Below are 26,351 nucleotides of genomic sequence, written 5' to 3'. Positions count from 1 at the left end.
AAACTCTTTTCTATCTCCTCTTGCCGAGACAGGAGCCAATCCATAGCTAAATAGAGTTCATCTTCATCTGTTCCAGACAATCCCAATCGTTCTCCTAAACTGGATAGTTTAGTCGCTTCTTGTAAACCTCTGGCTGTGGCTAATTTCGACTTAGGGGCAATAATTCGCGCCGCTATCATCGATAGCACTAATCGTCTGTTACGTGTGTTTTCATCGCTGATGATTGAGTCTAGTCCTATTTTCTTTATCGTTCCTAGTACCGCAGCAACGTGACCGTGAGGGCGAGAACGGACTATGTTAAACGCCTCCTCTATATCTTCAATGGCTTTGCCTCCCTTGAGAAGAATTTTTAAACCGTCTACCGCCTCATCCGGCAATTTTGACAAGTTTGCTAGGGTACGTTTACGCACTTTCTTTCCTTCGCGATAGGACTCGCGAAGTAATACGGCGGGTGGGGAATTTCGGTTCGGAACACGTTCTATGTACATGACTACAATTGTCTCACAGATTTTTCCCCAAGAGTATTAAGAAAATCTTAAATATACATGGGTACGAATAAAGGGGGCTAATTGGTTCAAACGCTTACTTAGTCAGGGTTTAGGCTTCTATTGTCAATCGGGATGGGGGGAACTTCAGTTTAGGGTATGTCTAATAGGTGTTACTCCCTTCCCTATAGAAGATTTTATCTCCCCCATCTTCCCCATCTCCCCCATCTCCCCCATCTTCCAGACGTAGCATGCTACGTCTCTACATGCTTCCCCAGCTTCGAGAGTAGATGTCACCGCCCATCCCAAACGAGTAGGCTGCTGGTAAATCCGTTTCAAGGTGTTGATATCCCGCACGGAGATTTCTGGCGGATAGCGAACTTGGGAATAGTACATCGTATCCGTTTCCACCGGAGAATGACCCCAAATCCCCAACGCATGTCCGAGTTCATGACGAGCCGTGGCTAGGGTATAATCTACCGTTTGGTGGGGACTCAGATAAATAGTAAACTTATGGGCTAAAATACGTTGTGATTCCTCAACACCGGGACGCGGATAAAATTCGTAGCGAGTTTCTGCGGTACGGGCGCGAATATTCTCAAATCGTTGGGTTTCGCGGTTAAAGGAGGCTTGCAAAGGAGGGCGCGATCGCACTATTGTAATATCTGCTGATTCTGTCTCAGAAACCACCTGTAAGGGCAAATAAACAGTCCATTCCTCTACCGCTTGTAACACAGCATTGTACCAATCGTGGAATCGTTTAGCACTAGCCGAGGATTCCGCTGATTCTTTGGGGTGTTCAATATAAACCTGAACCGGAAATTCAGACCAAACCAGATACTCCACTGGAGTTAACTTAATCTCCGTGAAATAATCACCAGCATCAGTCTGATCATCCCACTGCGCCAATGGTTGGGGGAGTGGATGAGGTTGAGGGGTCGGGAGAGAGAACGGAATCCCAGGGACATGCCACGGTATCGATAGTAACAGAATTAACCCACTGGTTAAGATCACCATTCCTAAGAGACGTTTCCTGGTGCTATAGAGGAAACGCCTCAACCTGCGAGTTGCACTTTTTTTCATCCCAAATTGGTGACTTGGGTCATTCCTTTCTAAAGATTTCCTGGATGTAACCCAGTTAAACGCGCTGTTTTTGTCTGGGGTCAGTTGTAACAGACAACGAACAGCAAACAATGGACAAACCATTATTGATTCAACCACCCTGCACTGAGAACAATGGTTAAACCGATAAAGATAATGGCAAGCACCCAAGTCACCCGGTTGAGGGCGGTTTCGGCACTTTTGGCGCTGGTAAACAGTTGGGCTTGACCACCAATCCCACCAATACCATCCCCTTTGGGACTATGAAGCAACACTAAAACAATCAAACCGAGAGCAGATGCTGCCCAAATAATTTGCAGAACTTGACTGGACATAGGTGATTCTGGTTTACGTGTCAATGGACATTTGGTCTTGTTTTTTTCGTCCCAGACCGAAGACTACAAGGCAACTCGTACTGGCGTTCGATTCTTCCGCACATCAAACTCCACGGGTTTAATCATAGAACGTCCCGTCATGTCTTCCGGTTGTGGCAGGTTTAAAATGTCCAGAATCGTCGGTGCAATATCTGCCAGCCGTCCATCGCTCCGCAGAGCAACTTCCGTGCCATGTCCAGGGATTTTTACTTTTTCCCCTTCTATCAGAATAAAGGGTACAGGATTGGTCGTGTGGGCTGTCCAAGCATTACCTTGTTCATCTCGCATGTATTCCGCATTCCCGTGATCGGCGATAATGATCGCGGTTCCACCCACTTTGTTGATGCTCTCAATCAACTGTCCCAAGCAGTGATCCACGGTTTCAATGGCTTGTACACAGGCGTCGGTATTTCCCGTATGTCCCACCATATCTGGGTTGGCGTAGTTGATCACCACCAACGAGTAAATCATTTTGCTAATCGCCTTTACCGCCACATCCGTCACATCGACGGCGGACATCGCCGGGGCGCGATCGTAAGTTGCCACCATAGGACTAGGAACCAGTTCCCGATCCTCTCCTTCAAAGGGTAATTCTAAACCGCCATTAAAAAAGTAGGTGACATGGGCGTACTTCTCGGTTTCAGCCGTGCGGAATTGACGCAACCCATTCCGGGAAACGACTTCGCCGAGAATATTATTCAAATTCTGCGGCTCAAACGCCACCAAAACCGGGAAACTGGGATCATACTGAGTAAACGTGACAAACGCTAGGGGTTTAATCAGTTCCCGTTCAAATCCGTCAAATTCCGGATCAGTCAAAGCTTGGGTCAATTGTCTGGCGCGATCGGGACGGAAGTTAAAGAAGATTATCCCATCCCCCGGTTCCAATGCACCCGAGGTAATCCGAGTCGGCAGAATAAACTCGTCAGTAATCTCTGCCTGATAAGACGCTTGCATCACCTCAACCGCACTCCGACCATCCCCATTTCCATCCTGGGTGATCATATCGTAAGCTTTTTGGGTGCGATCCCAGCGATGATCGCGATCCATGGCATAGTAGCGACCACTAATGGTGGCAATACGTCCAATGCCGATTTTGTCAATATGCTCTTGAATGGTCTGAAGATAGCTGATCCCGGAGTTGGGGTTGGTATCCCGACCATCCATAATCGCGTGAACGCAAACATCAGAGAACCCTTGGGATTTAGCAAAATCAAGTAATCCCAGTAGATGGTTGATGTGGGAATGCACACCACCATCCGAACATAAGCCGATTAGGTGTAACTTCCCCCCTTGATGTTTCAGTTCCTGGCTCAATTTTTGCAGGGCTACATTCTCCCTGATCGAACCATCTTCTACAGCATCTGAGATGCGAACTAGTTCTTGGGGGACGACACGCCCAGCACCGATATTCAGGTGACCCACTTCCGAGTTACCCATTTGACCCTCTGGTAGACCAACGTCTTTACCAGAGGTGCGAATAGTTGTACTGGGATAAGCCGTCAACAGGCTATCCATCACAGGGGTTCGAGCCATGGCAATGGCATTTCCATCCCTGGCTTCACGATAGCCCCAGCCGTCCAAGATGACTAGCACCACAGGAGATACAGGTGCTTGCATCATAAGTATCGCTCTTTATTCCTACACTAATTTCACCGCCATGATATCATTAGTTTCTTGATTTGATGGCTATTTTTTGCCTTTCTTTTGACTTTTTAGGCGTTTTGCCAGAAAATTTAGCGGCTGCTTAGGTCTATTTTCTTTCTGTGGAATCATAAACCCGCCCCTACAGAGACACCCCATACCGTGAAAAGTCAGAATTCTGTGAACCCGTTTCAACGGGTTTAAGCTTTTAACCCCAACTTTAGTTGAGGGCTGACTTTTTTATCGACGTTTGGCGGCTGCTTTCTTTTTGGCAGCTTTTTCAGCTTTCTTGGCAGCTTTTTCGGCAGCGATCGCGGCTAATCGTGCTTGTTCTTTCTCCTCGGCAATTTTATCCAGGTAGTAGTGATAATCTCCCAGATAAGTGCGGAACTCACCATCACGAATTTCCACAATTTTTGTCGCCACTTGGGAAATAAAATAACGGTCGTGAGAGACAATAATCACGGTGCCGTCATAATGCTGGAGGGCTTCCTCTAACATTTCTTTGGCGGGAATATCTAGGTGATTAGTTGGCTCATCCAATAGGAGTAAATTCGCCGGACGCAGCAGCATTTTGGCTAACGCCAGACGCGCTTTTTCCCCTCCACTCAGGGATTCGACTTTTTTGAAGACGGTTTCACCACTGAAGAGAAATCGTCCTAATAAAGTGCGAACCTCTTCATTTTTCCAATCGGGAACTTCATCATGGATTGTTTCCATGACAGTTTTGGTTGACTCTAGTGCTTCAGCTTGATTTTGCTCAAAGTAGCCGGGTATCACATTATGCTGACCCAGTTCCACAATCCCTTCTGTGGCGTTTTCCATCCCCATCATCAGGTGTAATAGCGTGGATTTCCCTGATCCGTTGGGTCCCAAGAAAGCGATGCGATCGCCCCGTTCAACTAGCAAGTCTGCACCGAGGAAAAGAATTTTGTCATCGTAAGTATGCACCAAGTCCTTAATATTGACCACCTCACGACCACTTCTAGGGGCTGGAGGAAAGCGGAAATGTAAGCTTTTTAGGCTACCTGTTGGTGCTTCAATGCGCTCAACTTTTTCTAATTGTTTCTCGCGGCTTTTTGCCTGGGTGCTGCGGGTTGCACTAGCGCGGAACCGTTCAATAAAAGCTTGCTGCTTTTCCAGTTCTTTTTGTTGACGCTCATAGGAGCTGAGTTGGGATTCTTGCATCTCAGCTTTTTGCTGTAAGTAAGCTGAATAATTACCCAGGTAGGTGGTAGAGACGCCACGTTCAGTTTCCACAATCTGGGTACAGAGGCGATCCAGAAATTCTCGGTCATGGGATACAATTACCATTGGGGTTTTTAAGCCTTTCAGGTAATTTTCTAACCATTCGATGGTTTCTAAATCGATGTGGTTGGTTGGTTCATCTAACAGTAATATGTCAGGACTTTGCAGCAGGATTTTGCCCAAACTCATCCGCATTTGCCAACCGCCACTGAACGCGCTAACTAAGCGATCGCCATCTTCAGGGGCAAATCCCATTTCCGGTAAGATCTTCTCGATTTGGGCTTCCAGGCTGTACCCATCCAGGGCTTCAAACTGACGCTGCAATTTATCCAACTTGTGGATTAGGCGATCGAGTTGATCGGGATCAGCGGTTTCCATCTCCCGTTGCACCTGCGCCAGATTATGCTGTACTTGGTTGGCTTCCGTAAATACCGTCCAAAACTCTTCGCGTACCGTGCGACTAGGATCGACTTCAAATTCTTGGGTGAGGTAAGCGATGTGTAGACTGGTAGGGCGGATCACTTCTCCAGCCGTGGGTTCTATCTCCCCAGCAATAATCTTGAGTTGGGTGGATTTACCCGCACCATTAACGCCAACCAAGCCGATGCGATCGCCCGGTTTGACTTCCCAGTTGACATCCTTGAGAACTTCGCCAGTGGGATAAATTTTACTAATGTGTTCTAGTCTCAGCATGGGTGTATTGTCTCAAGCAGATTACAGCAGGGAGATTGAGCGATCAGACGTTTTAGGTGCGCCGCTGACTCTCCATCCGTGTTTATCGTAACAAAAATTAATGGATCGATTTAGCGGTTCTGATTGAATCGGCAATGAAATTCCTACCCTAATCGAAGGCGTCAGTTCGTGCAACCCGAAAGACATCTGTAGGGGCGGGTTTAGGGTTTAATTAGGATATTTACCGATAACCTTTCAACAAAACCCGCCCTTGGTCATACAAAAGAGGGTTGGGTATCGTTTTGTCGGGGCGGAGTTAGCGAATATGGAAAAGGGATAGTTCTGAGTCAATGATCGCCATAGCACGAACCCGAGTCCCCGAAGCGGAGTTTCTGGTTGAGTCACTGTTCAATTGTTCAATGTAGAGATTCCGCCCTGTAATGCTGTCACCTCCATTGGTGAATGCCTGAACTACCTGTTTGATCCCAAGTGCGATCGCGCTTCACTAATCCAGCTATTTTATCGTATTTATAACGCCTTAAAACCTGGAGGAGTTTTCATTTTCGACATTGTGGAACCCGGACAAGTTGCACCAGGAATCCCCAGCCAGGGATTTACAGAGGGAGAGGATTGGGTGGTACTGGTGGAAAAGCTGGAGGATCGTGAACAGGAACTATTAACTCGTCGAATTATTACGTTTCGGAAGGTGGGGGAATACTACCGACGGGATGAGGAAGTACACCGCCAACAATTATACCAAGGGACAGATATCGCCGAACAACTGCGTCAAGTCGGTTTTGAGGTGCAAACAATGCGGAGTTATGGTGAATACCCTCTACCCAAATCTCGTGTAGCGTTTATCGCCTATAAATCAGCATAATGGTCGCGAGATATCACATCTTGTCATTGAATAAATCTTTATGATTTCAGTTATTACTATTCAAAGCATGAATTGACATTTAACCATTAGCGAATTAATCCTTGTTGTTGAGCTAATGTGTGATTTAGCACGACCACAGAATTTGCCGATAAATGCCAAGTTTTTACAGTCGAGTTTAGTGCTTTTTTTAGGGCGTCATGTAATGGTGGGAGCCATTCTTCTTTATGTCCATTGATCACTAATAGTAAGCGAAAATCAATTTTTTCTAAATCGAGTGTCTGAAAGAAAGAAGGTAATTCTGTCCATGTTCCATGGCGTTTTAAGCAAGTTGCCATACAGAGATTCAGCCCGTTCGTCAATTTCTCTCGGATTTCTTCGATAAAATCGTCAAACCCTGGTTGTGTTTCAGGACGAGGTGAGCTAGATTTTGCTTCAATAATCCATACCTTGAGTGAATTGGGAGGATGTAGCAACACAAGCTCTGCTATCTTAACGCCTTCCTGGAGGTCTTGGTAGGTTTGACTTTTTTCAATATGGAAGCAATGTCCTTCTGGATAAAGTCCGAACGTCATTCCAGATTCAATAATCGGTTGAGTGATCATTGAAAAGCCAGCCCCACTTCTTCTTTGTAAAGTTGGATAGATTCATCAATAATAGGATTACTCGGCAAACCATCTTTTAGATCGGCAATAGTCCACTGTTCAGGATTAGTTGAAATTATTTTGATTGAGATTTCATTTTGTTGTTGAGCGATGAGAAATAATTTTTTGATCACAAAGTAAGAGTGACTTGCCATGAAAAACTGGATTCCACATTTCGCTAACATAGCGATGATGTCCAATAATTTTGAAATAGCATTTGGATGCAGCGCGGCTTCTGGTTCATCAATAAAAATGACGGATTGCGGATCAAGATAGCGGTTTCCGAGTAAAGTATCGAGAATCGAAATTTTCTTGATGCCTTCTGCTGTAACTCCAATAGAGAACTTTTGATTGCCTTTCTTAAAGTGCCAAATTCCTGAACTTTCGTCATACTCAATTTTGCCGTCTAAGATATCTTTTAGGTTTTTTCGCGATTCAGCAAATTCTCTATGATTTTTGCCACCTTTAGGAGATTGACGCAAGGCGCGGGCTAGGTCGAGGTATGTATCATCAAAGCCAAAGGTTTGGTCTAGTTCACGAGTTTCTAAAATAATTGAGTGCAGAGAAAGAACTTCTTTTGCAGGTAAAAAAATTGAGTTACTCTCGCGGGGTGTAACATGATTGTCTAAGTTCTGAATAGTCTTGGTTGTATCTCTGCCGAAAGTATAAACAAATTTTTGATTATCAACGTTAATCTGCAATGATAAAGGTTCATCCGCTTCTTTTCTTACGAGTTCGCCGATTTTTACCGTCTCGAATGTCCAGTAAAGTTTGTCTGCCAGTATTTCTTCAGCGCTGCGCGGTTCATTGCCCCGTTTATAGGTTTCCAAGGTTCGCATAGCACTGTAAAGAGCCTTGAGTAATATTGTTTTACCTGTGCTATTTTCACCAATAATTAAGTTAACATTGCCTAAGTGTTCGCACTTAAGCTGGTCTATCGGACCAAAATTTTTGAGTTGAAGGCTGTTTAGCATGGGTTATTTCTCTCGACTTTCTGCACGGTAAGTTTAACTCGACAACAGCCAGAGTGGATTAGCTATGTTTTCTTTATGATAATCTGAATAGGTTGATTGAGCTGACGTAGGGAAAGAGAAATCGAGGAAGCAGTCATTTATCCGATTAAGTCATAAGCTTTGGCTTTAAGCAGAATCATCAGATGCTCTAACTGCTCATATAAATCAAGTTCTGTTGCTTCAGCTTCTGTGAGAGTTCCTTCTCGGTTTTTGTCTAGCAGTGTGCGGAGACGTTCTTGAGCTTCTGCTGATACTTTAAAGGTAGTGATTTCTTGAGGAGTAGGGCGGGTGATCAGAAAGTCTAGAACTTCAGTGTATGCAATTGGAGCATCTTTTGGGTTAGTAACAGATGAGATTTGGTTAGGTAAGGGAATTCTGGGAGGAACGGTTTCTACGAGACGCTGTAGTAATTCCGGAAGACGATCGCGGAGTGGTTCTAGGCGTTGAGCCAGTTCGTCTGGTACTTGAATGGTGAGTTCAGCCATTGTTGCTTTTTCGTGTATGAAAAACTTTGAGTCGATAACCAGCTTGAATGAGTTATGTTCTCTCTATCTAATGACTCCCATCGTACTCTAAACATCCAATTAGTGCTTCTAAGATCCTAATCCAAACACTTGCCTGAGATTGGCTGGCAGTTCATATGCTGTGTCCATTCCACTGACATCATCCCATATTGTTTCTATATTCCAGATTATTCCTCCTAGGAAGGCACGACTAATGTTAGCACTACTCAGGTCGGCATTTTGGAGGTCAGCACCTCGCAGAGATGCACGACTAAGAGATCCGTATTTCAGGTTAGCTCCCACTAGATCAGCACTAAGGAGTTCAGCACCACTTAAATTAGCACCACTTAGATTAGTATAACGGCAGGATGCATGATTTAGAAATGCCTGATTCAATTGGGTACTACTGAAGTCAGCACGATCCAAATTAGCACCTCGTAGTTCAGCATTGCTGAGATTAGCGTCTCGGAAGTTAGATCCCCTCAAGTTAGCATGACTAAGATTAGCATGGCTGAGTTTGGCACCACTGAGATTAGCGCTGCGGAGATCAGCACCATTTAGATTAGTGTTACTGAGATTAGCGTTACTCAAGTTGACTCCCCGCAAGTCAGCACTACTTAAGTTAGCATTACTAAGATTGGCGCTACATAGATTGACCCCCTGAAGGTCAGCGCTATGTAAATCCACACTACTTAGTTCTGCATGGCTCAAAAATTTCCCTACAGTCTGTACAAATGCATCAACTCCAATACAGTAGCTGTAGCCAATAATCCGCCGTAGTCGAGAGCCGTCAAAATCATCATGATCGGGCTGACCACAGGGATAAAAATCAACTGTTTTTTTCAGATTTTCTTGGTCTTGAGCAAGGCGATGTAACTCTAAAAGCAAAATCAAAATATTTAGACCTGTATAAATATCTACGGTGTGAATATTTATCCATCGCTTTTCCACTAAAAATTTAGGGTCTTGCCATTGCTGCTTTTTGGTTAAAGGAAAGTTTTTATCGATTGTATCAACATCAATAAACTCTCCATCACACCAACGAAAATAGAAATACTCTAGGCGTTCAAATAGGATACCTGTATTTATTGTCTCACTAGTATTTAACCAGGCGCTCAGATAGTCTACAATATCCGGCGTCAGCCCTCCATAGCCAAGTAGGTCATAAATTTCCCAATTCATATCATCTCTCGACACCTCATACGAGGTTTGATGCTTGCCCCCTTGTATTGTCCATGCTTCTAAACTTTCTCGCAGCCGTTCAGCAAACAAAAAATCACTAAAGCTTTTGTGTACAAACTCAACTGAACCATCTCGTCCACTGGTCGGTTGTAAGTAAAAAGTGGCAAGAATATTTCTCAGAGGATTTTCCTTGTCCTGAGTCTGTGATCTTTCTAAAACTTGAGTATACTCTTCACCTTGGCGACGTAACCGTTGTTCAATCATAGCGATTGATGCATATTCTCCACCAGACTGGACGACACAGAGTCCAGCTTCAGCCAGAATTATTCGCAAATTTTGTACATCTAATTCTGTTAGTGCGGTATTTAAATTGTACCCTTGGTCAGAGCGTTGTTTAGTGAGAACCCAATCAAGAGACTGTTCATAAATCAAAATCTTGGTTTCAACACTACTACCTTGCTCAAACATGGCATTATTTAACTGATTATCCCGATGCATGGCTGCCAAGAGATATAGTAGTAACGGCTCTCTAGCCAATTCTCGTACTCGGTCTGGCAAACGTTCATCTTGTAAAAACTGGCGAAATTCCGTAGTTTTTTCAGTTCCTACCTGAATTTGCCACTTATCAAGCCATTTCTTCTGGCTTTTGTCATCCATGGGTATGATTGTCACACGCTCCAGATTATTTGGCATCGACAGCTCAATGCTTGGACTTTGTAAGGACAAGGATCTGCCAGTAATCAAAACTCTGTGTCCCTTTTCACTATTCTCGTGGCAACGTTGTTGAAATTTTGCCACTTGGGTGATGAATTGTTTTAAGCCTCTATCACTTCTCCCTTGCAATAGCAATTCATCGAAGCCATCCAGCAAAAACAAAAATCGAGTATTGCCATCTGTTAACCAACCACTATCACTCGTAGCAAAATCCCAGCCGATAGCTGTTTGTAGGGTTTTTTCTAAATCCTTGTCAAAGGTTGTGATATCGCGTAACCGGATTAAAATCGGTATCCAGATGGGATACAAGTGCTGTCTGACCCAATCGGCAAACATGCGACAAAATACACTCTTCCCCCGTCCAGGTCCACCTTCAATGAACATGACCTGGTTCTGTTTACCAGAATCTTCAAGTATCTTCTGCGTCCATTTCTCTATATCAATTGGTTTTGACCTTTCATCCAGTTCACCACTTTGCTTTACAGGTTGTACCTTCAGCGATACATAGATATCTTGGAACGTAAATTCTTCATCAAATACTCGCTCAATTGGCTTCTGCTTGATTTGCTTATCCAGATAGTTGTCAATACTCTGATATTTTGCCAAGTCTCGCCGCCAGCCATCACGATAAAAGTCGGCTAGGCGTTTGACTGAATCTCCTGCCTCAACTAAGGCTTGTATCATATATCGGTGAGTACCGTGAGCAACCCGCCTTGATAAAAGCTGGGCTTGAGTTTTATTTAGTCCTGCCTGACATAACCGAGCGGTTAACACCTTGTTGAAATCGTGCGCTAACTTGGATTCATGAAAGCACAAAAGTGCTTTTTTGGCTTCTGACTCATCCAACTCAAGCCTCTGACCTAAACGTCTAATCTGCTTGACGATTTCTGCTGAAGTTCGAGTTTTACCAATTCGGTTTAACTCTGACAAAGTGTGTTCAGGTAAAAACTCATAAGTTTTTTGTAAACTTTCTAAATATGCCGCTTGGCTCACAAATGCCACACACTCTTCTAGAGAGAGTTCTCGCTTAGTTTGTTTCAGGTAAAATGCTAGTAGTCCGGTTGCCAAGGGGATGAACGGTAAGCTTGCTCCCATAATTTGAGCTGGAGGTGAGTTTAATACCTCTAATAGTGAGGAAAATTTCCCCATCCATGGGGCTAATTGCCGGACGTTGCTCCCTTCTTCTTTGAGTGTCTTCGCCAAATCCAAAACGGCTTTTGCCGCCTCGGTTCCACTCTTTAGTGTTTCTGAACCACTCGTTACTTGATCGACTGAAAGCAACTGATCAACGTCAGTATTCAAAACCTTCAAAATGTTTTTCCAGAGCTTGCTTGCCATGGCTATTTATATTATCGATAACCCGTTCTCATAGGGTAGCTACTTTTTCTAGGGGTTGTCACCCTCTACAAACTTTGACAACCAAGAGGAGTCAAACCGAAAAATGTATCATAGAATACAAAAAAGGGGGGATTCTACCTTGTCCTCCTGATCCTCCGCTCCCCTAAAGTCTTAACCTAACACTCCTCAATCTCCTGATCTTAAGCGAAATTTTAACCTTGCTGTCTCCAGAAGTATAAGCTATAGTAAAGGGAAAATCTGTGACTCACAACCTCCATTTTGGATTACACCAGTTGTATTACACAGTTGCCGACTTTTGAAAGTACTATATATCATATCTGTTTTTTTAAATGCGTACAATTGCAATCCATACGTCAAAGGGAGGCGTTGGCAAAACTACTTTAGTGATTAACCTTGCTTATGAACTAGCCAAACTTAACTATAGGGTTTTAGTGGTTGACTTGGATGATCAAGCTAATGCTAGTCTTTCTTTAGGTGTTAACGAAGCTGATAAACTAGATAAAGCTTCTAGCTTTGAAGAATTTAAAATAATTTTAGAGACTTTCAAGCATAGAAAAGAGCTCATAGATTTTTTATGTGACTACGAGTTACCCAGCTTTGATTACCAAGAATATATAAGACCATCTGCTCTAAATGCAGATCTAGAGGATATATCTACCTGTAGTGGTATAATCGACGTATTACCGGGTAGTTATCGAACTACAGATAAGGCAATTAGTAACTTGCTAATGCCGCAAACACGATTGGATACAGCACTTCAAACACCAGGCATCGCTAGTAATTATGATTATGTAATCATTGATACACCTCCAAGTTCAACTGATATTGCTAAGGGGGGCTTAATTGCAGCTCAGTACCTACTTATTCCAACTCAGCTAGAGTATCTATCAGTATATGGTATCAATACACCACTAGATTTCATGCGGCTTGTTCGACAACAATTTGCGAATAAACGAGGTATGGTTCTGGGAATAGTCCCCATGATGACGCAAAAAAGATCACGACTTAATAGTATGGTGAGAAAGTTACTGGAAAAACGACTTGAGAAGGAGGATAACATACCGATATTACCAGAAATCCATCGCTCTGACTATATCAGCCAAGCGTCGAGGGCACGTAAGCCGATTTCTCTATTTGCTCAACAGCAATCGAAAGCTGAAAATATCGCCGAAGAATTTATAGAATTGACTCAGAAAGTTTTAGAAAGAATAGAGGTTATTGAAAAGGACAATAAAAATGATTGAAGATTTTAAACAGATTGAAACAAAACCTTATTTAGTGGCCGTGAACCAATTAGAAGTTCCTCCGGGAAAACCTGAAGTTTCAAAAGCAGAACTTGAAAATATTTCACAGGCATTACAAACATGGAGTACTAATTTCTCTCTTCCAATTGCTTGCTTAACGGATCAGGACAATAGCTATCGTCTCTTGACGGGTTTACCTATCTATCAAGCGGCTGTAAATTCAGGAATGCAGCGAATTTGGGTATTTTTGATTTCGGCAGATCAGAGGGACACTGAAAAAGCCATTGAACAAGCTCTGTTACAGTCAAAACTCAATCAAATCATTCTTGATTCTCAAGATATGACGAACTTCATCAATTTCCTCAATGATCAGAAATCGGATCTTACTCAAATTTATGGTATTGGGGATAATTATGCAAAGCAAATTATTAGTAAACGCCCTTATAAAGATCTAAAGGATTTGCAAAAAAAACATGGTAATAAGCGACCCTTGAATTGGGCAAAAGGCTACAAAAAGATGAAAAGTGCAATTTAGATTCACTTCTAATCTTTAATGCCTAATCCTGTTTGGCTTGGCTAGTCATACTACTACTCTTGGTCAACTAATTCACCCTCATCTGACTCATCCAGATACACCCGAATAAACTCCTCGGCTGCTGCTGGATTAATTTTATTCAGCCCCTTCCTAATTTCGAGAATGGCATCACCTCCTGGATCTCGACTTTCATTGACCCAATGGTGAATTGTTGATCGCCCAATACCCATTGCTATCGCCAACTTATTTTGGCTAATGTTGTAGGCTTCCAACACCTGTCTTAAAGATTTTCCTGCCTTTCGCATGGTTTCTATAGTGCCAGAGGCAAATGACTCATCTAAATACAAGCCAATAAACTCCTCGGCTGCTACCGGATTAATCGTATTCAGCCCTTTTCTAATTTCTAAGATGGCATCACCTCCTGGATCTCGATTTTCATTAACCCAACGGTTGATACTGGAACGCCCAATACCCATCGCCACCGCCAACTTATTTTGGCTAATGCCATAGGCTTCTAACACTTGCTTTAGTACTGTCCCTGCTTTTCCCATGCCTAAATTTTGTCAAAGGCTCATGAAGGCGAAATGCTAACAAAACACCTTCTCTAAGAGTGTTCCTCATCCTCCTCTGACTCATCCAGATACAAACGAATAAACTCTTCTGCTGCTGCTGGATTAATCGTATTCAGTCCCTTCCTAATTTCTAGGATGGCATCGCCGACGGGATCTGCCACCTCATAAACCCAGCGGTGAACATTAGAACGCCCCACTTGCATTACCACGGCTAACCGATTTTGGGTAATGCCATAACGTTCCAAGACTTGTTTGAGTGCTTTGCCTGCTTTTCCCATGCCTGAGATTGTGTCAAAGGCTGACAACCGGGTAAATGGTGGACAAAGCCCGTTCCCTACAACGATTCCTCACCCTCATCTGACTCATCCAGATACAACCTAATGAACTCCTCGGCTGCCGTTGGATTAAGCTTATTCAGCCCTTTCCTAATTTCGAGAATGGCATCACCTCCTGGATCTCGACTCTCATTGACCCAGTGGTGAATTGTTGATCGCCCAATACCCATTGCCACCGCCAACTTATTTTGGCTAATGCCGTAGGCTTCCAACACCTGTCTTAGCGCTTTTCCTGCTTTTCGCATGGTTTCTATGGTGTCAGATGTACATGACTCAGTAAATGTTTACAATTGCGGACATTTGAGATAAGCTAAGAATGTTTGCGATTGTAAACATCACCGTCAACTTGAAAAGCAGTTAAATCCTTATGACACAAGAGTTTCTTCCCAACCCAACCCCCAACCCGCACACCCCTCTCCCTGCCAATCCACCATCAGAACCTAATCGAGTCCCCCTAAAAGTTCTAGTCAAACGATAGACAAAAGAAGGCTTTTCTCGACTCGAAGCCATCTGGCAACAACGGCAAACTGATTTGCGCGATCGCTATGTCACAATGAGAAAATCTTGGCACACACGATGAGGACGCTAACCCTAATGTTCAGAATCGGTAAAATACTCACCGCTTTATCACTCTCGCTATTTCTACTCGTAACGGCTTGTGCCGCACCATCCACCGCACCCCCACCCTCAACCGAAGCGCCTCAAACTAGCACTCAGCAACCCACTCAGGTTCCCACAGGCGAACCTTTGGCTGGGGGGCAATTTAATAAATTCTTCCCCGACGCTAGCGGTGATTATAAACGCATATTTGCCCAAGAGAAAACTGGATTTGCCGAAGCCAAGTTGAAACAGGATGGCAAGGATGTGGCGGTGCTATCGATTAATGATTTAGCTAATAACCCCAGTGCGGCTAAGAAATTCCAGGATAGCACTAAAACAATTGCAGGCTATCCCGGTGTAGAACGGGGGAAGACACAAACCGCGATTCTAGTTGGCGATCGCTTCCAAGTCAAAGTCCAATCCCGTGACGACTCCTTTACCCCTAGCGATCGCGAGGCTTGGTTGGAAAAGTTTGACCTGCAAGGATTATCCCAACTCAAATAAAATTGGTCATTCGTCAAAACACTGATTTCACAGATTTATTGTCCAGATTCGGGTAGGGGATGAAAGCTTAGTTACACTGATTACACAGAGAGTTAGTTCTCTATCATTGATCATTGGTCATTGGTCATTTGTCATTGGTCATTTGTCATTTGTCATTTGTCATTGGTCATTGGGAACAAATTAAAGATATCATTGAAACGATTTATAGGAGAGTTTACATGAGTAAATCTATTATTGAATTAGTTGATAACTTACCTGAAGGTGGACTAACCGTTTCCGTCTTGAAAGCCTTGGACTTTGTTGCTCCCGGTGATTGGCAAAATGTGGTTGGCTTTGAAAATACCGTGCGTGAGGTTACAGGGGAAGATGATCCGGCATTAATTCAGGATATTAGTGAACGCGCTCTTTGGCTCTATAACGACAAGTCCCAAGGCTATCAACGGGCAATTTGGCTGTTCCAGTCTGTTGATAGTGCAGATTTTGCTCTCGGTGCGGCAGCTTTAGCTAATAAAATCGGTGAACGAGTTTCGTTTCTGGGATTTTTAAATCGACTTACGCCCAAAGCTGATACGGCACAAACCATCGATCTGTGTTTAAAAGTTGTGGCAGAATTGGTGGCGTTTTGTCAAATTAACGGCATTCCTGGAGACAGTATCGGGGATTTTGTCAATGCTTTAGCCGATTATAGCGGTGAGTCGATGATCCGGATGGCGGGACTTATTTGTATTGATGGTTTGATTCCTCTAGGTCCTGATTTCATTCAAGCCGCACAATCCACACTTTCTGGATTAAGTCCCTCGCGCTTAGAGCAAAATTCCACTTTCCAACAAATCAGCAGCTTGATTCCGGGAGAGAGTTCTGAAGGGAAGCTGAACTTTATTGGGGAAAGCTTCGATGCGGTGAAAGGTTGGATGGGGGGTGTGGTTGCAGCAAAAGGATTGACCCCCCAAAAGGTGGTTAATCACCTGCAAGGATTTGTGGAAATTGCGGATGATAAGTTGGATTATCTGGCTGCATTTTTAGACACATCAACGAATTATTACGAACATACTGGCACTCAAACCGTCGCCCGCCGTTTAATTGAACGAGCTGCGGCTGAAATTTGATCAATAAATTCCCCGTTCAATCTATAAAAAATAGATGGCGAACGAAATTTACGCCTACATAAACAAAGTCCGCCTGCGCGGACTTTATGTTAGTCTTGATCTCTGCTTGCGGTAACGTTTCAACCCAGCGAATAACACAAGTGCGATCGCGAATCCCCCAGCGACTCCGGAAATCAGCAGGGTATCCGTATGACGCACCGCGATCGCACCATAAGCCCAAGCAATCACGAGGGGAAAAGCAATATCCGATCGCTGAATAATCACCGTTGCTGTAATCGCCGCCCCGACAAGTAGGACAATTGCCGTCCACAGCGAGGAGTCAATCCCCCAGCCATTCCAGCCAAGGTCATAGAGTACAATTGCCACATTCAGAATTGTGGCTACGCTGATCCACGCCAAATAGATACTCACGGGAATGTGAATGTACCATTTCTCTTTCCGAGACACCCTGATAGAACCAATACCCAGCCGCCAATACACTCGAATCAGTGGCACTAAAATCCCCAGCATCGCCACCAGCGACAGCGCAAACTGGCGATACTGGAACAGAAACACCCAAACAATCTGGGCAACACTCGCCAGCACTAAACCATAGCCCATCTGACGCAGATAAGTATTGTGCCGCTGGTTGGGCAATACCTGATAAATCCCCAGACTAATCAAACTCAGATAAATGATCCCCCATATAGCAAAAGCATAGCTGGCTGGGATAATCTTAATTTCTCCAAAGAGAGTATTGGAGATGTCGCCGATTGTTAGTCCACCAATCGGCGCGATATTTGCCCAGACATTAATGCCAAAAGCGGCAAGAATAGCACTCAATGTGAGAACTTGCCGGAGGCGATCTGAGTTTAAATAGGAATTGAGCCGTTTCATAGTCTCACCGAGTTGAAATCTCGGTTATGCTGAAGGTCACTTGAGTTTTTGCTTAATAAATGACACGAGTTGTCCCATTTGTTTTTTCAATCCATCAACTTCTGACTGTAAATGTTCAATTTTTGTATTTAAGGCTTGAACTTCGTCTGATGAAACGCTAGGAGCTTCACCCGCAGGTGCTTCTTCTTTGGGGGGCGGAGCCATAACGGGGCGTTTTTTCGCCTTCGCCATTGCTTCCTTAATTGCATCAACCAGTTGTTTCTTTTCAAAGGGCTTTTCAACGAAAGCAAAATACTCAAACGGCTCCGGTATCTTCTCCGTTACTTCTTCCTTACGACCTGACATTAATACTAAAGGAATACTCTGGAGAGTCCCGTCACTTTGAATTTGTTGAAAAACATCCCAACCACTCATTTTAGGAAGAAGAAAATCTAACATAATTAGGTTGGGATGCTCCTGACGGATCTGATTAAGACCTTCAATACCATCTTTGGCTTCTAACACTTCAAAGTTACCGGGCGGCAACATTTCTTTAACACGCATCCGGATAACTCTACTGTCATCAATAACTAATATTTTATGGCTTGCCACGACTGACTCCTTTGGAAAGGTAAAAGAAAAACGTCTTCAGCCCAGGTAGACCAGACCCCATAACTCCACTCAGACAGACCTTATAGAGTCTGTTTGCGGGAAAACAACGGATGACCGACCGACACCTGTAACTCTTTTGCTGTTTTGAGATTGAACCCAAAAGCACTCGTTGTCCATGATTCTAGAGTAATCTGCTTGGTTGGTTGAGAGCAAAACTCGGATCAAATCAGAGTCAGAGTAAAATGCTTTACCATTTTTATCGTACAGAGTAACACTGTTGCTGATAGCTCACCACAATTATTATGGATTTGCCGACTCAACCCAATCTGTCTGCTAAAAACCTTTGGCGAGAGGAAATTACTGCCCTACCCAGTTGGTTGCGACGCCCCATTGGTAATGCCAGTGATATCTCCACGGTGCAGCGCATCGTTAAACAACGGCAAATTCACACGATCTGTGAAGAGGGGCGCTGTCCCAATCGGGGGGAATGTTATGCTAACAAAACGGCGACTTTTTTGCTGATGGGTCCAACTTGTACCCGTGCTTGTGCATTTTGTCAAGTGGATAAGGGTCATGCTCCCATGCCTCTTGATCCGGAAGAACCCCAAAAAATTGCTGAATCGGTTCAGTTATTGGGATTGCGGTATGTGGTACTGACATCCGTAGCGCGAGATGATTTACCGGATCAGGGGGCGGGTTGGTTTGTTGCCACAATGGATGCGATCCGGCGATTGAATCCAGAGACCCAAATTGAGGTACTAACGGCAGACTTTTGGGGCGGGAGAGGTCAGGAGAATCAAACGCCAACCGAGTTGCAGCGCCAACGGGTGAAAACGGTGGTGCAGGCGCGTCCAGCTTGTTATAACCACAATATTGAAACCGTCAAACGACTACAGGGACAAGTGCGCCGGGGCGCCCAATATGAGCGATCGCTGGATGTTCTCCGCATCGTCAAAGCCCTTGACCCGACAATTCCCACCAAGTCAGGATTAATGTTGGGACATGGCGAGACAGAAGCCGAGGTAATCGAAGCCATGGAGGATTTGCGCCGTGCTGAATGCGATCGCCTCACCCTAGGGCAATATATGCGTCCCTCTCTGGAACACCTGAGAGTGCAGCGCTATTGGACACCAGAGGAATTTGAGCGACTGGGTGCGATCGCCAAAGACATGGGTTTCACTCATGTCCGTTCGGGTCCCTTGGTTCGCAGTTCCTACCACGCAGGCGAGTGACCAGCACTAGTGAAATTCACCAGGAGGACAAGGGAACAGGGAACAGGGAACAGGGAACAGTAAGTGATTGGATTCATCAAGCCTTGTCGTGTGTCGTTCGTCCACCGAGATTCAGCCCTGGATCGAGAGGAGCACCAGTTCCATAAGATTCAGTCGCTTCCTGGGGGAGGTTGGAAATAACGGCTTCCTCAGTATCTTCATCGTCTACAGGTGTATCTGAAACCAAGTCAGTATCTTCGATGGGTACATCAGAAAGATTTCCGGCTTCTTTTTGATTGATTTCATTGTTTGCTTTAGGAGTCATATCAGCCATAATGTTTTTGTGAATCCTGCGAATACCTATAACTGCAACCTATCCTAAGATTCAAGTTAATCGAATCTGCAAATAGGAGGAAAATTCATCAGTTTCGATCGTGATTGGGTTTTGAGAAAATAGTCTTGACTCAGATACTGGGCGAACGGCACAACAGGTATTAAACGAGGCGAAACATATATCGAAGCCGACTTCGTTGGCAAATCCGATACAGTGCGATCGGCGCATAAATACCTATGGCTGTGCCAAGGATAAGGTGCGCGATCGGATTGGTAAACCCGAAGACATATTGGAGAAAAATTCGTAGTGATGCCGAAGCGATTGTATGAGCCACAAATATTTCTAGCGACAAACTTCCCCATTGTTTCACAACGTCAATTCTATTAAACCGATCCAGGAAAATCGCTAAAGCAACTGAGGCGGCGATGCCAAAGATAGCCACTATAGATGTCAGTAATTTGACCGCTATCAAATTGAACCCAACCGCTAATCCCACAGTAGAAAATCCACCAATTGTAACCATGAGCAAAGTTTGAGTTTTCCATTGACTCAACTGTGACATAAATCGACTACTGCCTACTACCGCACCTAAGGCGAGGTAGATAGCATAGCGGCGGACTGAATATAAAACCCTCCACGAACCCAAGCCAACATCAGCAATTTGCGTCAAGTAAAACAAAAACGCCAAAATTAAAAATACTCTGGAAGAAACATTGAGTTTGTGGACAATTGCATAGACCACCATGATGACAAACAAAGTGTAGAGAAACCAATATTGCATCACAGGTTGGTAGATAATTCGCCACAAGTTACTCCAGGAAACTGAACTATTGGTATAACTCGATGCTATAGCCTGAAGGACAGTCTGAAGCACTGACCAGACAAAGTAGGGGTAGGCGATAACCTTAAGCTTACTAACGACAAACTCTCTTAGCGGTTTGGAAGCTGAACGCTCAATAAATAATCCTGAGAGGTAAAAGAATAGTGGCATGTGAAAGGAATAAATCCACTGATCAATCGAGACAACTATTATTGAAGTCTCAAGGATTGAGCTATTAACTAAACCTCGGAGCGTATGACCAAAAACGACTAAAAATATTCCGATACCCTTGGCATAATCAACCCATTGCACCCGCTGTTTTGTCGCTAATGGAGTTTGGGTTTCTCTAGAGATATTAGCCATCAGCCAATCCTCAACTCAGGGTGCATATCTATGGGAATGTTTAATTGTACCGAATATCAATCATTTTTGGATTTGGGTCAGATTTTAACAGATCTAACAAATGGTTAAAGAGGAACGAGGATGCTTCGCTTTTTTTTGCACGGAAGGGGGAGAATTCAAAGCCTCTCTCCTTGCAGGAGAGAGGTTTGGAGAGAGGTTTTCCAGATTCCGACCAAAAGTAAGGTTATAAGTCAGTCCGCGCAGGCGGACGCAAGTTTGTGTAGCAGCGATTTCAATCGCCTCCTCTTGCTCAACAATCAACGTTCTTAAGTTTGGATTTTAAGTGCATAGTCCCGAAACCGCTCCAAATCGGCTTGAATCGTAGACTCGACAATTCGACCTAAAAATAAACCATCCATCAACTTACCCAAAATGCCGGGAATGTCGTAAGCCACCGTAAGTTTAACAACACTACTTCCGTGGCGATCATAAAAGCGTACTGCACCCCGATTCGGTAAACCATCAACCGATTCCCACTGAATAATCTGATGGGGAACTAATTTCAGAATGCGAGAGATCCAGCTAAATTCAAAGCCACCGCTGGCGAGTTTCCAACGGGACAAATCTGGATTATCTTCCAGGACTTTTACCGAGTCAATCCACTTCATCCAGCGAGGCATTTGTTCTAAATCAGACCAGAGGCTCCAAACGGTTTCCATTGGCACCTCAACTTCAACCTGTACACTGTGTTCTAGCCAGTCAGAGTTATTTGTCATTTGTCATTTGTTATTCGTCATTTGTCATTTGTCATTCGTCATTCGTCATTCGTCACATAATTCTTGTACTTGGTTGGGGCGGGTTTAGTTGCATCTGGGTGAGGGAAGAAACGATAGTAGTAAAACCCGCCCCTACATCCCGGATTCCCCAGTTCTCAGATATCTTTTAAATGGTACTAACTAAGGTTGGTTCTACAGGTGTTTGTGCATGTTCTAGAATCGCTTTAGCCGCACGCCGCCCGGATAGAGTCGCGCCTTCCATACTATCGATGTAATCTTGTTGGGTGTAGCTACCCGCCAAAAAGAAGTTACTCACTGGAGTTTTTTGGTTAGGGCGATAGGGGTCCATGCCCGGAGCTTCTCGGTAAAGCGATTGAGCTAATTTAACCACACTGTACCAGGTCATGTTCAATTCCCGCGAAGAGGGGAAAAGTTCGTGGACTTGCTGGAGGACATGGTGGGCGATGGATTCGTTATTTTGCCGGATAAATGGATCACCGGGCGTTAGGACTAATTGCAACAGTGACCCTTGCCCTTCTTTGTAATAGTCACCGGGACTGGTTAAGGCTAAGTCAGCGAAGCAGGAGAAGTCTGCATCGGGAGTATAGAGGAGATTATCCATCCCCGTCGCTTGTGCCAGTTGCTTGCGTTTTTGAGCATCATGGAGTTCTGTCACCCAGCCATCAAACCGCAGTTGTACGGTGGCGACAGGTACGGTATCTAGCTTGTAGATATTGTCAAACTCTGACCATTTGCGCCATGATTCTGGCAACAGACGCTGTACTCCTGGCACATCGGCGGCGCAAACGTAAGCATCAGCGGTAATGGTTTCTTCGCTTTCACCTTGGGCGATGACTAAACCTGTCACGTTAGCTGAGTCTCCTGTCTCGGTGTAGAGGATGTCTCTCACTCGTCGCCTGGTATAAATTTTTGCCCCTCGCGCTTCCAGGTAATTGATAATCGGTTGATGTAAGTATTCATTCGGCGAACCTTCCAGCATCCTGAGAACGGAAGCTTCTGTTTTTGCAGCAAAGAACTGGAAGATTGTCAACATGCAGCGGGCAGAGATATTCTCGGTATCGATAAAACCGAGGGCGTAGGCAATCGGATTCCACATCCGCTTTAAGCTGCCGTTAGACCCCCCATGCTTGCGGAACCAGTCGGCAAAGCTAATTTTATCCAAGTCGCGAATCGTTTGCATTGCCCCGTTAAAGTCGATCAAGCCGCGTACTAGGGGACTGGTTCCGAGTGCGATCGCGTTTTGTAGCTTATCCTGGGGTGATAGCTGAGAGGTGGTGAAAAAGGCTTTGAGTCCATTAAACGGCGCTCCGGTGATAAAGCGAAAGTCTAGCTCCCCCGTGCGCCCACCCCGATTAATAAAGGTATGGGTATGTTCCTTGAGACGTAGGTTCTCCAATGCCCCTACCTTCTGCATCAAGTCAAACAAGTTGTAGTAGCAGCCAAAAAAGACGTGCAACCCCATCTCAATGTGATTGCCCTCGGCGTCTACCCAACTGCCAACTTTGCCGCCCACGAATGGACGGGATTCAAAGATTTCGACCTCATGTCCGGCATCGACTAATTCTACAGCCGTCGCCATTCCGGCAAGTCCTGCCCCAACGATCGCAACGCGCATCGTAGCCCTTCCTTTTCAGTTTTCTTTACAGATTGTAATAGAATTTGGGTTCCAAATGCAGCCTATCGGCTTGCGATCGCCGTTGATCCCAGTTTTGTTTGCGGGGATGAAATCTTGATAAAGTTGGCTAAACCGACTTGCTGATGTCAGCCAATAGGAATTAGAATGTACACAGTGTCTTACACGTTATACATTGCGTATTACAGACTTACCAGTCTACAAAAATTGGGTAACGTGAATATCTCGCCAAAGAGAAAGCAGGCAAGATTACTCAATCAGAACATCAGGGTTGCTAATCAAAGGTAAAACACCAGTCACAGTCCTTTTACCGACTTAGGGTCTTAGACGTGAGCCTAAACCTAACCAAGCCGACAGGCAATAGCAGTTTTAATGTCACTGTTTTTGCTCAATCATTCTTAATGCAACTCAAATGTGTTTGAACAACAAAGAACTTAAAAGAGAGGAAGAGAAAGTATTACTATCTTCCCTAGCGGTTGAAGTCGATACGATTTTTTTGAAGCTTCGTAAAGCGGATCAAGTCATTCGCCATGAACTGAGCTTACTCGATCATCCCAACATTCAAGCATTTGAGAAGAGTCAGGTTGAGCCAATTAATGTAGAACAATTAAAAAAAATTATTTATAAAATTCCGCCTCAACATTTATTGGTGGATGAGTATGTTCTCTACATGCTTGACAGCAAGACAACGAGCATATTCGGTCTAGTTGAAGATTATAATCATTTCCTGGAACGTCGCCAGAAACTGCAACACAGCAATGATCAGAGTGATCTAAAGAATGTTGATGAAAATTTAGTTTATGCGATTCGTCGTTTGGGGGCGATGATCTATCATTTAAATATTCACTTAAATTTGCTAACGGTCTTGTTAGTTAAAGCCCCGTTTTTTACCAATCATCAGCAAATAACTATTAACGAAAGCAAAGATAAGTCAGAAAAAAAGCTGCTGGATGACTGGGATAAATGGCACGACAATGTTCGGTTTCTAGAAATCACTATTGATGAACCTTATGCGATTGTAACGTGGGCGATGGAAGAGCTTGGTGGAGATGCCATTCTCCAGCATGAGCAAGGCAATTGGCAATTGATGACGATTAGCACAAGCCGATTCGATGCTAAAGCCTTTGAACCCGTGAATATTTCCTCAGATGCAGCTCAGCGTCTGCTCAAGCGTCACTACCAAAAACTGGGATTCTAAATTGATTGGACTTTGGACAAAAACAATAAATTTGCGTAATTTATTTGCCAAGGCATTTAGGGCAGAAAAATTAGATGTAGGGGCGGGTTTAGGGACAATTGTAGGGGCGGGTTTAGGGACAATTGTAGGGGCGGGTTTAGGGACTAAAGTCAGCTAAGCTGTCATGCATTTAAAATGGCAATGGGTAGCGAGCAAGATGCTCGCACTACAAGGATTTCGCCATTATTGACATTAAGGTTTAAATGCCGAACAGCTTAGTCACCACTAACGGAACAACAAAACCCGCCCTCCCCACCAATCAATGAACAACAAAACCCGCCCATCCCCCACTGAACGGCAATCGATTAATCCCCAACTGGACAACCCAACCCACCTTATTTTCAACCGCGATGGGGGTAACTAACCCGGATTTGGTATTGTTTTCAATGACAAACTCCGCCGTTAACTTTTATTGTCCCTACCTACTTACCGTGTCAAAGCTAAAGGAAGAATCGAGCTTACTAGGGATACCTTTTCTTTGAACCCGTTTCAACGGGTTTCAGCTTTTAGCCCCAACTTTAGTTGAGGGCTTAAGTCTAAACAAATTGCATTGTGCGAATTTCTTGCCACAGTTCCTGATACTGTGCCATAGCTTTTGAGGGTAAGGGATATAGAAATTCACTGGCTTCGAGTATAGAGGGTTCGGGCAAGAGTACCGAACTCTTTCGCAGTGAGTCGGGTAGCGTAGCCGGATTCAGGGTAACCAGTATTGGTGAAGCCGCATGACTTAATAAAGAAATGTCGATCGCGGATTGTTGTCGCCAGCAAAAATCAATCCATTGCTGAGTTAATGATTGGGACGTTTCTGGTTCTGGCGATTTAGCAGCCGTCTTTTGCACAGCAGGTTGTACCCACACATCTGCCCAAAGAGAGGTTCCTGAACGAGGAATGACAGCTTGAATTTGGCGATCGCGTCCGCGCAGGGATAGGATATCGGTAGACCAACCCACCGCTAACCAGGTATCGCCTAACACTAAAGGTTCTAGATAGTGATTTGAACTGTAGAGTTTAACCTGTTTATGCAGGTCTAAGAGTTCAGTTTTCAGATTGGGGACTTGACTCAAGTTTGCGGTATTATAGGAAAATCCTAATTTTTTTAAGGTCAACCCAATCACCTCTCGCAGACTATCAAGTAACGAAATGCGATCGCGTAATTCTGGACGCCATAAGTCACTCCAATCTGTAGGTGTCCACCCTAATTCCTCAAACTTATCCCGGCGATAGGCAATTACTACTGTCCCCCAGCGATAGGGTGCGCCCCAGATTAATCCCGATTCGTCAAGTTGTCCTTGGCGATTGCGTCTGACAATCTCTTGCCAACGCGGGGGTAACTGTTGCCATCCTGGTAACGTTGACAGCTTTAGGGGTTGAATCAGTTGCTCACTGATAGCAGATTCTAACCAATAATCTCCTAGTGTGACCAAATTGGCGATCGCGGGAGGTTTGCGACTAATCAGAGGCAGGGAAAACCTAGGCGAGGATTCTGGGTTTTCTGATTGTCGTTTCCACACCCGAAGGTTCTGGTATATATCCTTAAGCTGGGCTTGTGGGTCAAACTTGAGCCTCACGGGTGACTCTAGGGTTTGGCGAAATTCAGCCAATAACTGAACCGGAATTGAATTTTGCAACAGTCCTACATTTAAAGCCGTTGACTGTCTAGTGCCACACCCAGACGCCAATTGCCCCAGTGCTAGGGCGCTAGCGCCCATAAGAAAGGAGCGTCGTTTCATCCCAAAATCTGCTGAATTGAGTAAAAATACTACATTGTATACGCTTGCTCCCAACAAACTAACACAAT

Annotated in this window: 26 protein-coding genes and 2 pseudogenes; 8 read left to right on the top strand and 20 right to left on the bottom strand. The window is 44.4% G+C overall.

Translation table 11 applies throughout. The annotated features are described in order from the left end of the window. The 5 genes and pseudogenes from RID53_RS14495 to RID53_RS14475 form a co-directional block, all read right to left on the bottom strand. Positions 1–488: pseudogene (locus tag RID53_RS14495) on the bottom strand (IS1634 family transposase); the annotation flags it as partial. A 144-nt stretch (positions 489–632) separates the two neighbouring features. Next, positions 633–1,568: a matrixin family metalloprotease gene (locus tag RID53_RS14490; RefSeq protein WP_446388772.1), complete on the bottom strand. Its 936-nt coding sequence runs from the start codon at positions 1,566–1,568 to the stop codon at positions 633–635. A 122-nt stretch (positions 1,569–1,690) separates the two neighbouring features. Beyond that, complete coding sequence (secG, locus tag RID53_RS14485; protein WP_446388771.1) at positions 1,691–1,921, bottom strand: preprotein translocase subunit SecG; 231 nt, start codon at positions 1,919–1,921, stop codon at positions 1,691–1,693. A 63-nt stretch (positions 1,922–1,984) separates the two neighbouring features. Further along, positions 1,985–3,583 carry a 2,3-bisphosphoglycerate-independent phosphoglycerate mutase gene (gene gpmI / locus RID53_RS14480; RefSeq protein ID WP_446388770.1) on the bottom strand — a complete coding sequence of 533 codons (1,599 nt, stop codon included), beginning with the start codon at positions 3,581–3,583 and terminating at the stop codon, positions 1,985–1,987. A gap of 261 nt (positions 3,584–3,844) precedes the next feature. Next, positions 3,845–5,545, bottom strand: a complete 1,701-nt coding sequence (locus tag RID53_RS14475) for an ABC-F family ATP-binding cassette domain-containing protein (protein WP_446388769.1) — start codon at positions 5,543–5,545, stop codon at positions 3,845–3,847. Positions 5,546–5,936: 391 nt separating this feature from the next. Here RID53_RS14475 and RID53_RS14470 point away from each other — a divergent pair, with 391 nt between their 5' ends. Further along, complete coding sequence (locus RID53_RS14470; protein ID WP_446388768.1) at positions 5,937–6,404, top strand: hypothetical protein; 468 nt, start codon at positions 5,937–5,939, stop codon at positions 6,402–6,404. A gap of 86 nt (positions 6,405–6,490) precedes the next feature. Here the strand turns inward: RID53_RS14470 and RID53_RS14465 are convergent, their stop codons facing one another. The 4 genes from RID53_RS14465 to RID53_RS14450 form a co-directional block, all read right to left on the bottom strand. After that, on the bottom strand, positions 6,491–7,006 hold the full coding sequence (locus tag RID53_RS14465) for a hypothetical protein (RefSeq protein WP_446388767.1): 516 nt from the start codon (positions 7,004–7,006) through the stop codon (positions 6,491–6,493). Then, positions 7,003–8,019: an AAA family ATPase gene (locus RID53_RS14460; RefSeq protein ID WP_446388766.1), complete on the bottom strand. Its 1,017-nt coding sequence runs from the start codon at positions 8,017–8,019 to the stop codon at positions 7,003–7,005. Before RID53_RS14460 ends, RID53_RS14465 begins: the two co-directional genes overlap by 4 nt. Before the next feature lie 137 nt (positions 8,020–8,156). After that, positions 8,157–8,543, bottom strand: a complete 387-nt coding sequence (locus RID53_RS14455) for a hypothetical protein (protein WP_446388765.1) — start codon at positions 8,541–8,543, stop codon at positions 8,157–8,159. Between the two features lie 108 nt (positions 8,544–8,651). Next, entirely contained in the window at positions 8,652–11,795 is a 3,144-nt protein-coding gene (locus RID53_RS14450) for a pentapeptide repeat-containing protein (protein ID WP_446388764.1), read from the bottom strand. Between the two features lie 350 nt (positions 11,796–12,145). On the opposite strand from RID53_RS14450, the gene RID53_RS14445 reads away from it, so the two are divergent. Together RID53_RS14445 and RID53_RS14440 are read left to right on the top strand one after the other, a co-directional pair. Beyond that, entirely contained in the window at positions 12,146–13,060 is a 915-nt protein-coding gene (locus tag RID53_RS14445; protein ID WP_446388763.1) for a ParA family protein, read from the top strand. Continuing rightward, complete coding sequence (locus RID53_RS14440) at positions 13,053–13,595, top strand: hypothetical protein (protein WP_446388762.1); 543 nt, start codon at positions 13,053–13,055, stop codon at positions 13,593–13,595. Before RID53_RS14445 ends, RID53_RS14440 begins: the two co-directional genes overlap by 8 nt. A 53-nt stretch (positions 13,596–13,648) precedes the next feature. Here the strand turns inward: RID53_RS14440 and RID53_RS14435 are convergent, their stop codons facing one another. The 4 genes and pseudogenes from RID53_RS14435 to RID53_RS14420 form a co-directional block, all read right to left on the bottom strand. Beyond that, positions 13,649–13,900, bottom strand: a complete 252-nt coding sequence (locus RID53_RS14435) for a helix-turn-helix domain-containing protein (RefSeq protein ID WP_044209099.1) — start codon at positions 13,898–13,900, stop codon at positions 13,649–13,651. 24 nt (positions 13,901–13,924) lie between these two features. Continuing rightward, positions 13,925–14,146: pseudogene (locus tag RID53_RS14430) on the bottom strand (helix-turn-helix domain-containing protein); the annotation flags it as partial. Between the two features lie 53 nt (positions 14,147–14,199). Then, the gene (locus tag RID53_RS14425) at positions 14,200–14,445 is read right to left on the bottom strand and encodes a helix-turn-helix domain-containing protein (RefSeq protein WP_006103275.1); all 246 of its coding nucleotides are present in this window, start codon (positions 14,443–14,445) and stop codon (positions 14,200–14,202) included. Positions 14,446–14,501: 56 nt separating this feature from the next. Beyond that, complete coding sequence (locus RID53_RS14420; protein WP_446388761.1) at positions 14,502–14,747, bottom strand: helix-turn-helix domain-containing protein; 246 nt, start codon at positions 14,745–14,747, stop codon at positions 14,502–14,504. 349 nt (positions 14,748–15,096) lie between these two features. Between RID53_RS14420 and RID53_RS14415 the strand changes: the two genes are divergently transcribed. Together RID53_RS14415 and RID53_RS14410 are read left to right on the top strand one after the other, a co-directional pair. After that, a complete protein-coding gene (locus tag RID53_RS14415) occupies positions 15,097–15,606 on the top strand; it encodes a hypothetical protein (RefSeq protein ID WP_446388760.1) in 510 nt (169 codons plus the stop codon). Positions 15,607–15,824: 218 nt separating this feature from the next. Continuing rightward, the gene (locus RID53_RS14410; protein ID WP_446388759.1) at positions 15,825–16,712 is read left to right on the top strand and encodes a hypothetical protein; all 888 of its coding nucleotides are present in this window, start codon (positions 15,825–15,827) and stop codon (positions 16,710–16,712) included. Between the two features lie 84 nt (positions 16,713–16,796). Here the strand turns inward: RID53_RS14410 and RID53_RS14405 are convergent, their stop codons facing one another. Then, positions 16,797–17,588, bottom strand: coding sequence for a tryptophan-rich sensory protein (locus RID53_RS14405; protein WP_446388758.1), 792 nt, complete (start codon positions 17,586–17,588; stop codon positions 16,797–16,799). 36 nt (positions 17,589–17,624) lie between these two features. Further along, positions 17,625–18,179, bottom strand: a complete 555-nt coding sequence (locus RID53_RS14400) for a response regulator (protein ID WP_446388757.1) — start codon at positions 18,177–18,179, stop codon at positions 17,625–17,627. Positions 18,180–18,481: 302 nt separating this feature from the next. Here RID53_RS14400 and lipA point away from each other — a divergent pair, with 302 nt between their 5' ends. Further along, positions 18,482–19,411, top strand: a complete 930-nt coding sequence (lipA, locus tag RID53_RS14395; RefSeq protein WP_446388756.1) for a lipoyl synthase — start codon at positions 18,482–18,484, stop codon at positions 19,409–19,411. A gap of 76 nt (positions 19,412–19,487) precedes the next feature. Here lipA and RID53_RS14390 read toward each other — a convergent pair whose 3' ends face one another. The 4 genes from RID53_RS14390 to zds all read right to left on the bottom strand — a co-directional run bounded on the left by RID53_RS14390 (position 19,488) and on the right by zds (position 23,298). After that, the gene (locus RID53_RS14390; protein ID WP_446388755.1) at positions 19,488–19,724 is read right to left on the bottom strand and encodes a hypothetical protein; all 237 of its coding nucleotides are present in this window, start codon (positions 19,722–19,724) and stop codon (positions 19,488–19,490) included. 160 nt (positions 19,725–19,884) lie between these two features. After that, positions 19,885–20,907: an acyltransferase family protein gene (locus RID53_RS14385; protein WP_446388754.1), complete on the bottom strand. Its 1,023-nt coding sequence runs from the start codon at positions 20,905–20,907 to the stop codon at positions 19,885–19,887. Positions 20,908–21,212: 305 nt separating this feature from the next. Beyond that, a complete protein-coding gene (locus tag RID53_RS14380) occupies positions 21,213–21,662 on the bottom strand; it encodes an SRPBCC family protein (protein ID WP_446388753.1) in 450 nt (149 codons plus the stop codon). 166 nt (positions 21,663–21,828) lie between these two features. Then, positions 21,829–23,298 (bottom strand): 9,9'-di-cis-zeta-carotene desaturase, encoded by a 1,470-nt coding sequence (gene zds / locus RID53_RS14375; RefSeq protein ID WP_446388752.1) that lies wholly within the window; start codon positions 23,296–23,298, stop codon positions 21,829–21,831. A gap of 430 nt (positions 23,299–23,728) precedes the next feature. Here zds and RID53_RS14370 point away from each other — a divergent pair, with 430 nt between their 5' ends. Together RID53_RS14370 and RID53_RS14365 are read left to right on the top strand one after the other, a co-directional pair. Continuing rightward, positions 23,729–24,514, top strand: a complete 786-nt coding sequence (locus tag RID53_RS14370; RefSeq protein WP_446388751.1) for a hypothetical protein — start codon at positions 23,729–23,731, stop codon at positions 24,512–24,514. A gap of 31 nt (positions 24,515–24,545) precedes the next feature. Further along, the gene (locus tag RID53_RS14365; RefSeq protein ID WP_446388750.1) at positions 24,546–24,671 is read left to right on the top strand and encodes a hypothetical protein; all 126 of its coding nucleotides are present in this window, start codon (positions 24,546–24,548) and stop codon (positions 24,669–24,671) included. 418 nt (positions 24,672–25,089) lie between these two features. Here RID53_RS14365 and RID53_RS14360 read toward each other — a convergent pair whose 3' ends face one another. Next, positions 25,090–26,283 carry an extracellular solute-binding protein gene (locus tag RID53_RS14360; protein ID WP_446388749.1) on the bottom strand — a complete coding sequence of 398 codons (1,194 nt, stop codon included), beginning with the start codon at positions 26,281–26,283 and terminating at the stop codon, positions 25,090–25,092. Positions 26,284–26,351: the final 68 nt, after the last annotated feature.

The sequence above is a fragment of the Coleofasciculus sp. B1-GNL1-01 genome (genome assembly GCF_040220235.1).
Lineage (GTDB): Bacteria > Cyanobacteriota > Cyanobacteriia > Cyanobacteriales > Coleofasciculaceae > Coleofasciculus.
The sequence above is the reverse complement of the archived record's forward strand: the minus strand, read 5'-3'. Positions and strand labels throughout refer to the sequence as shown.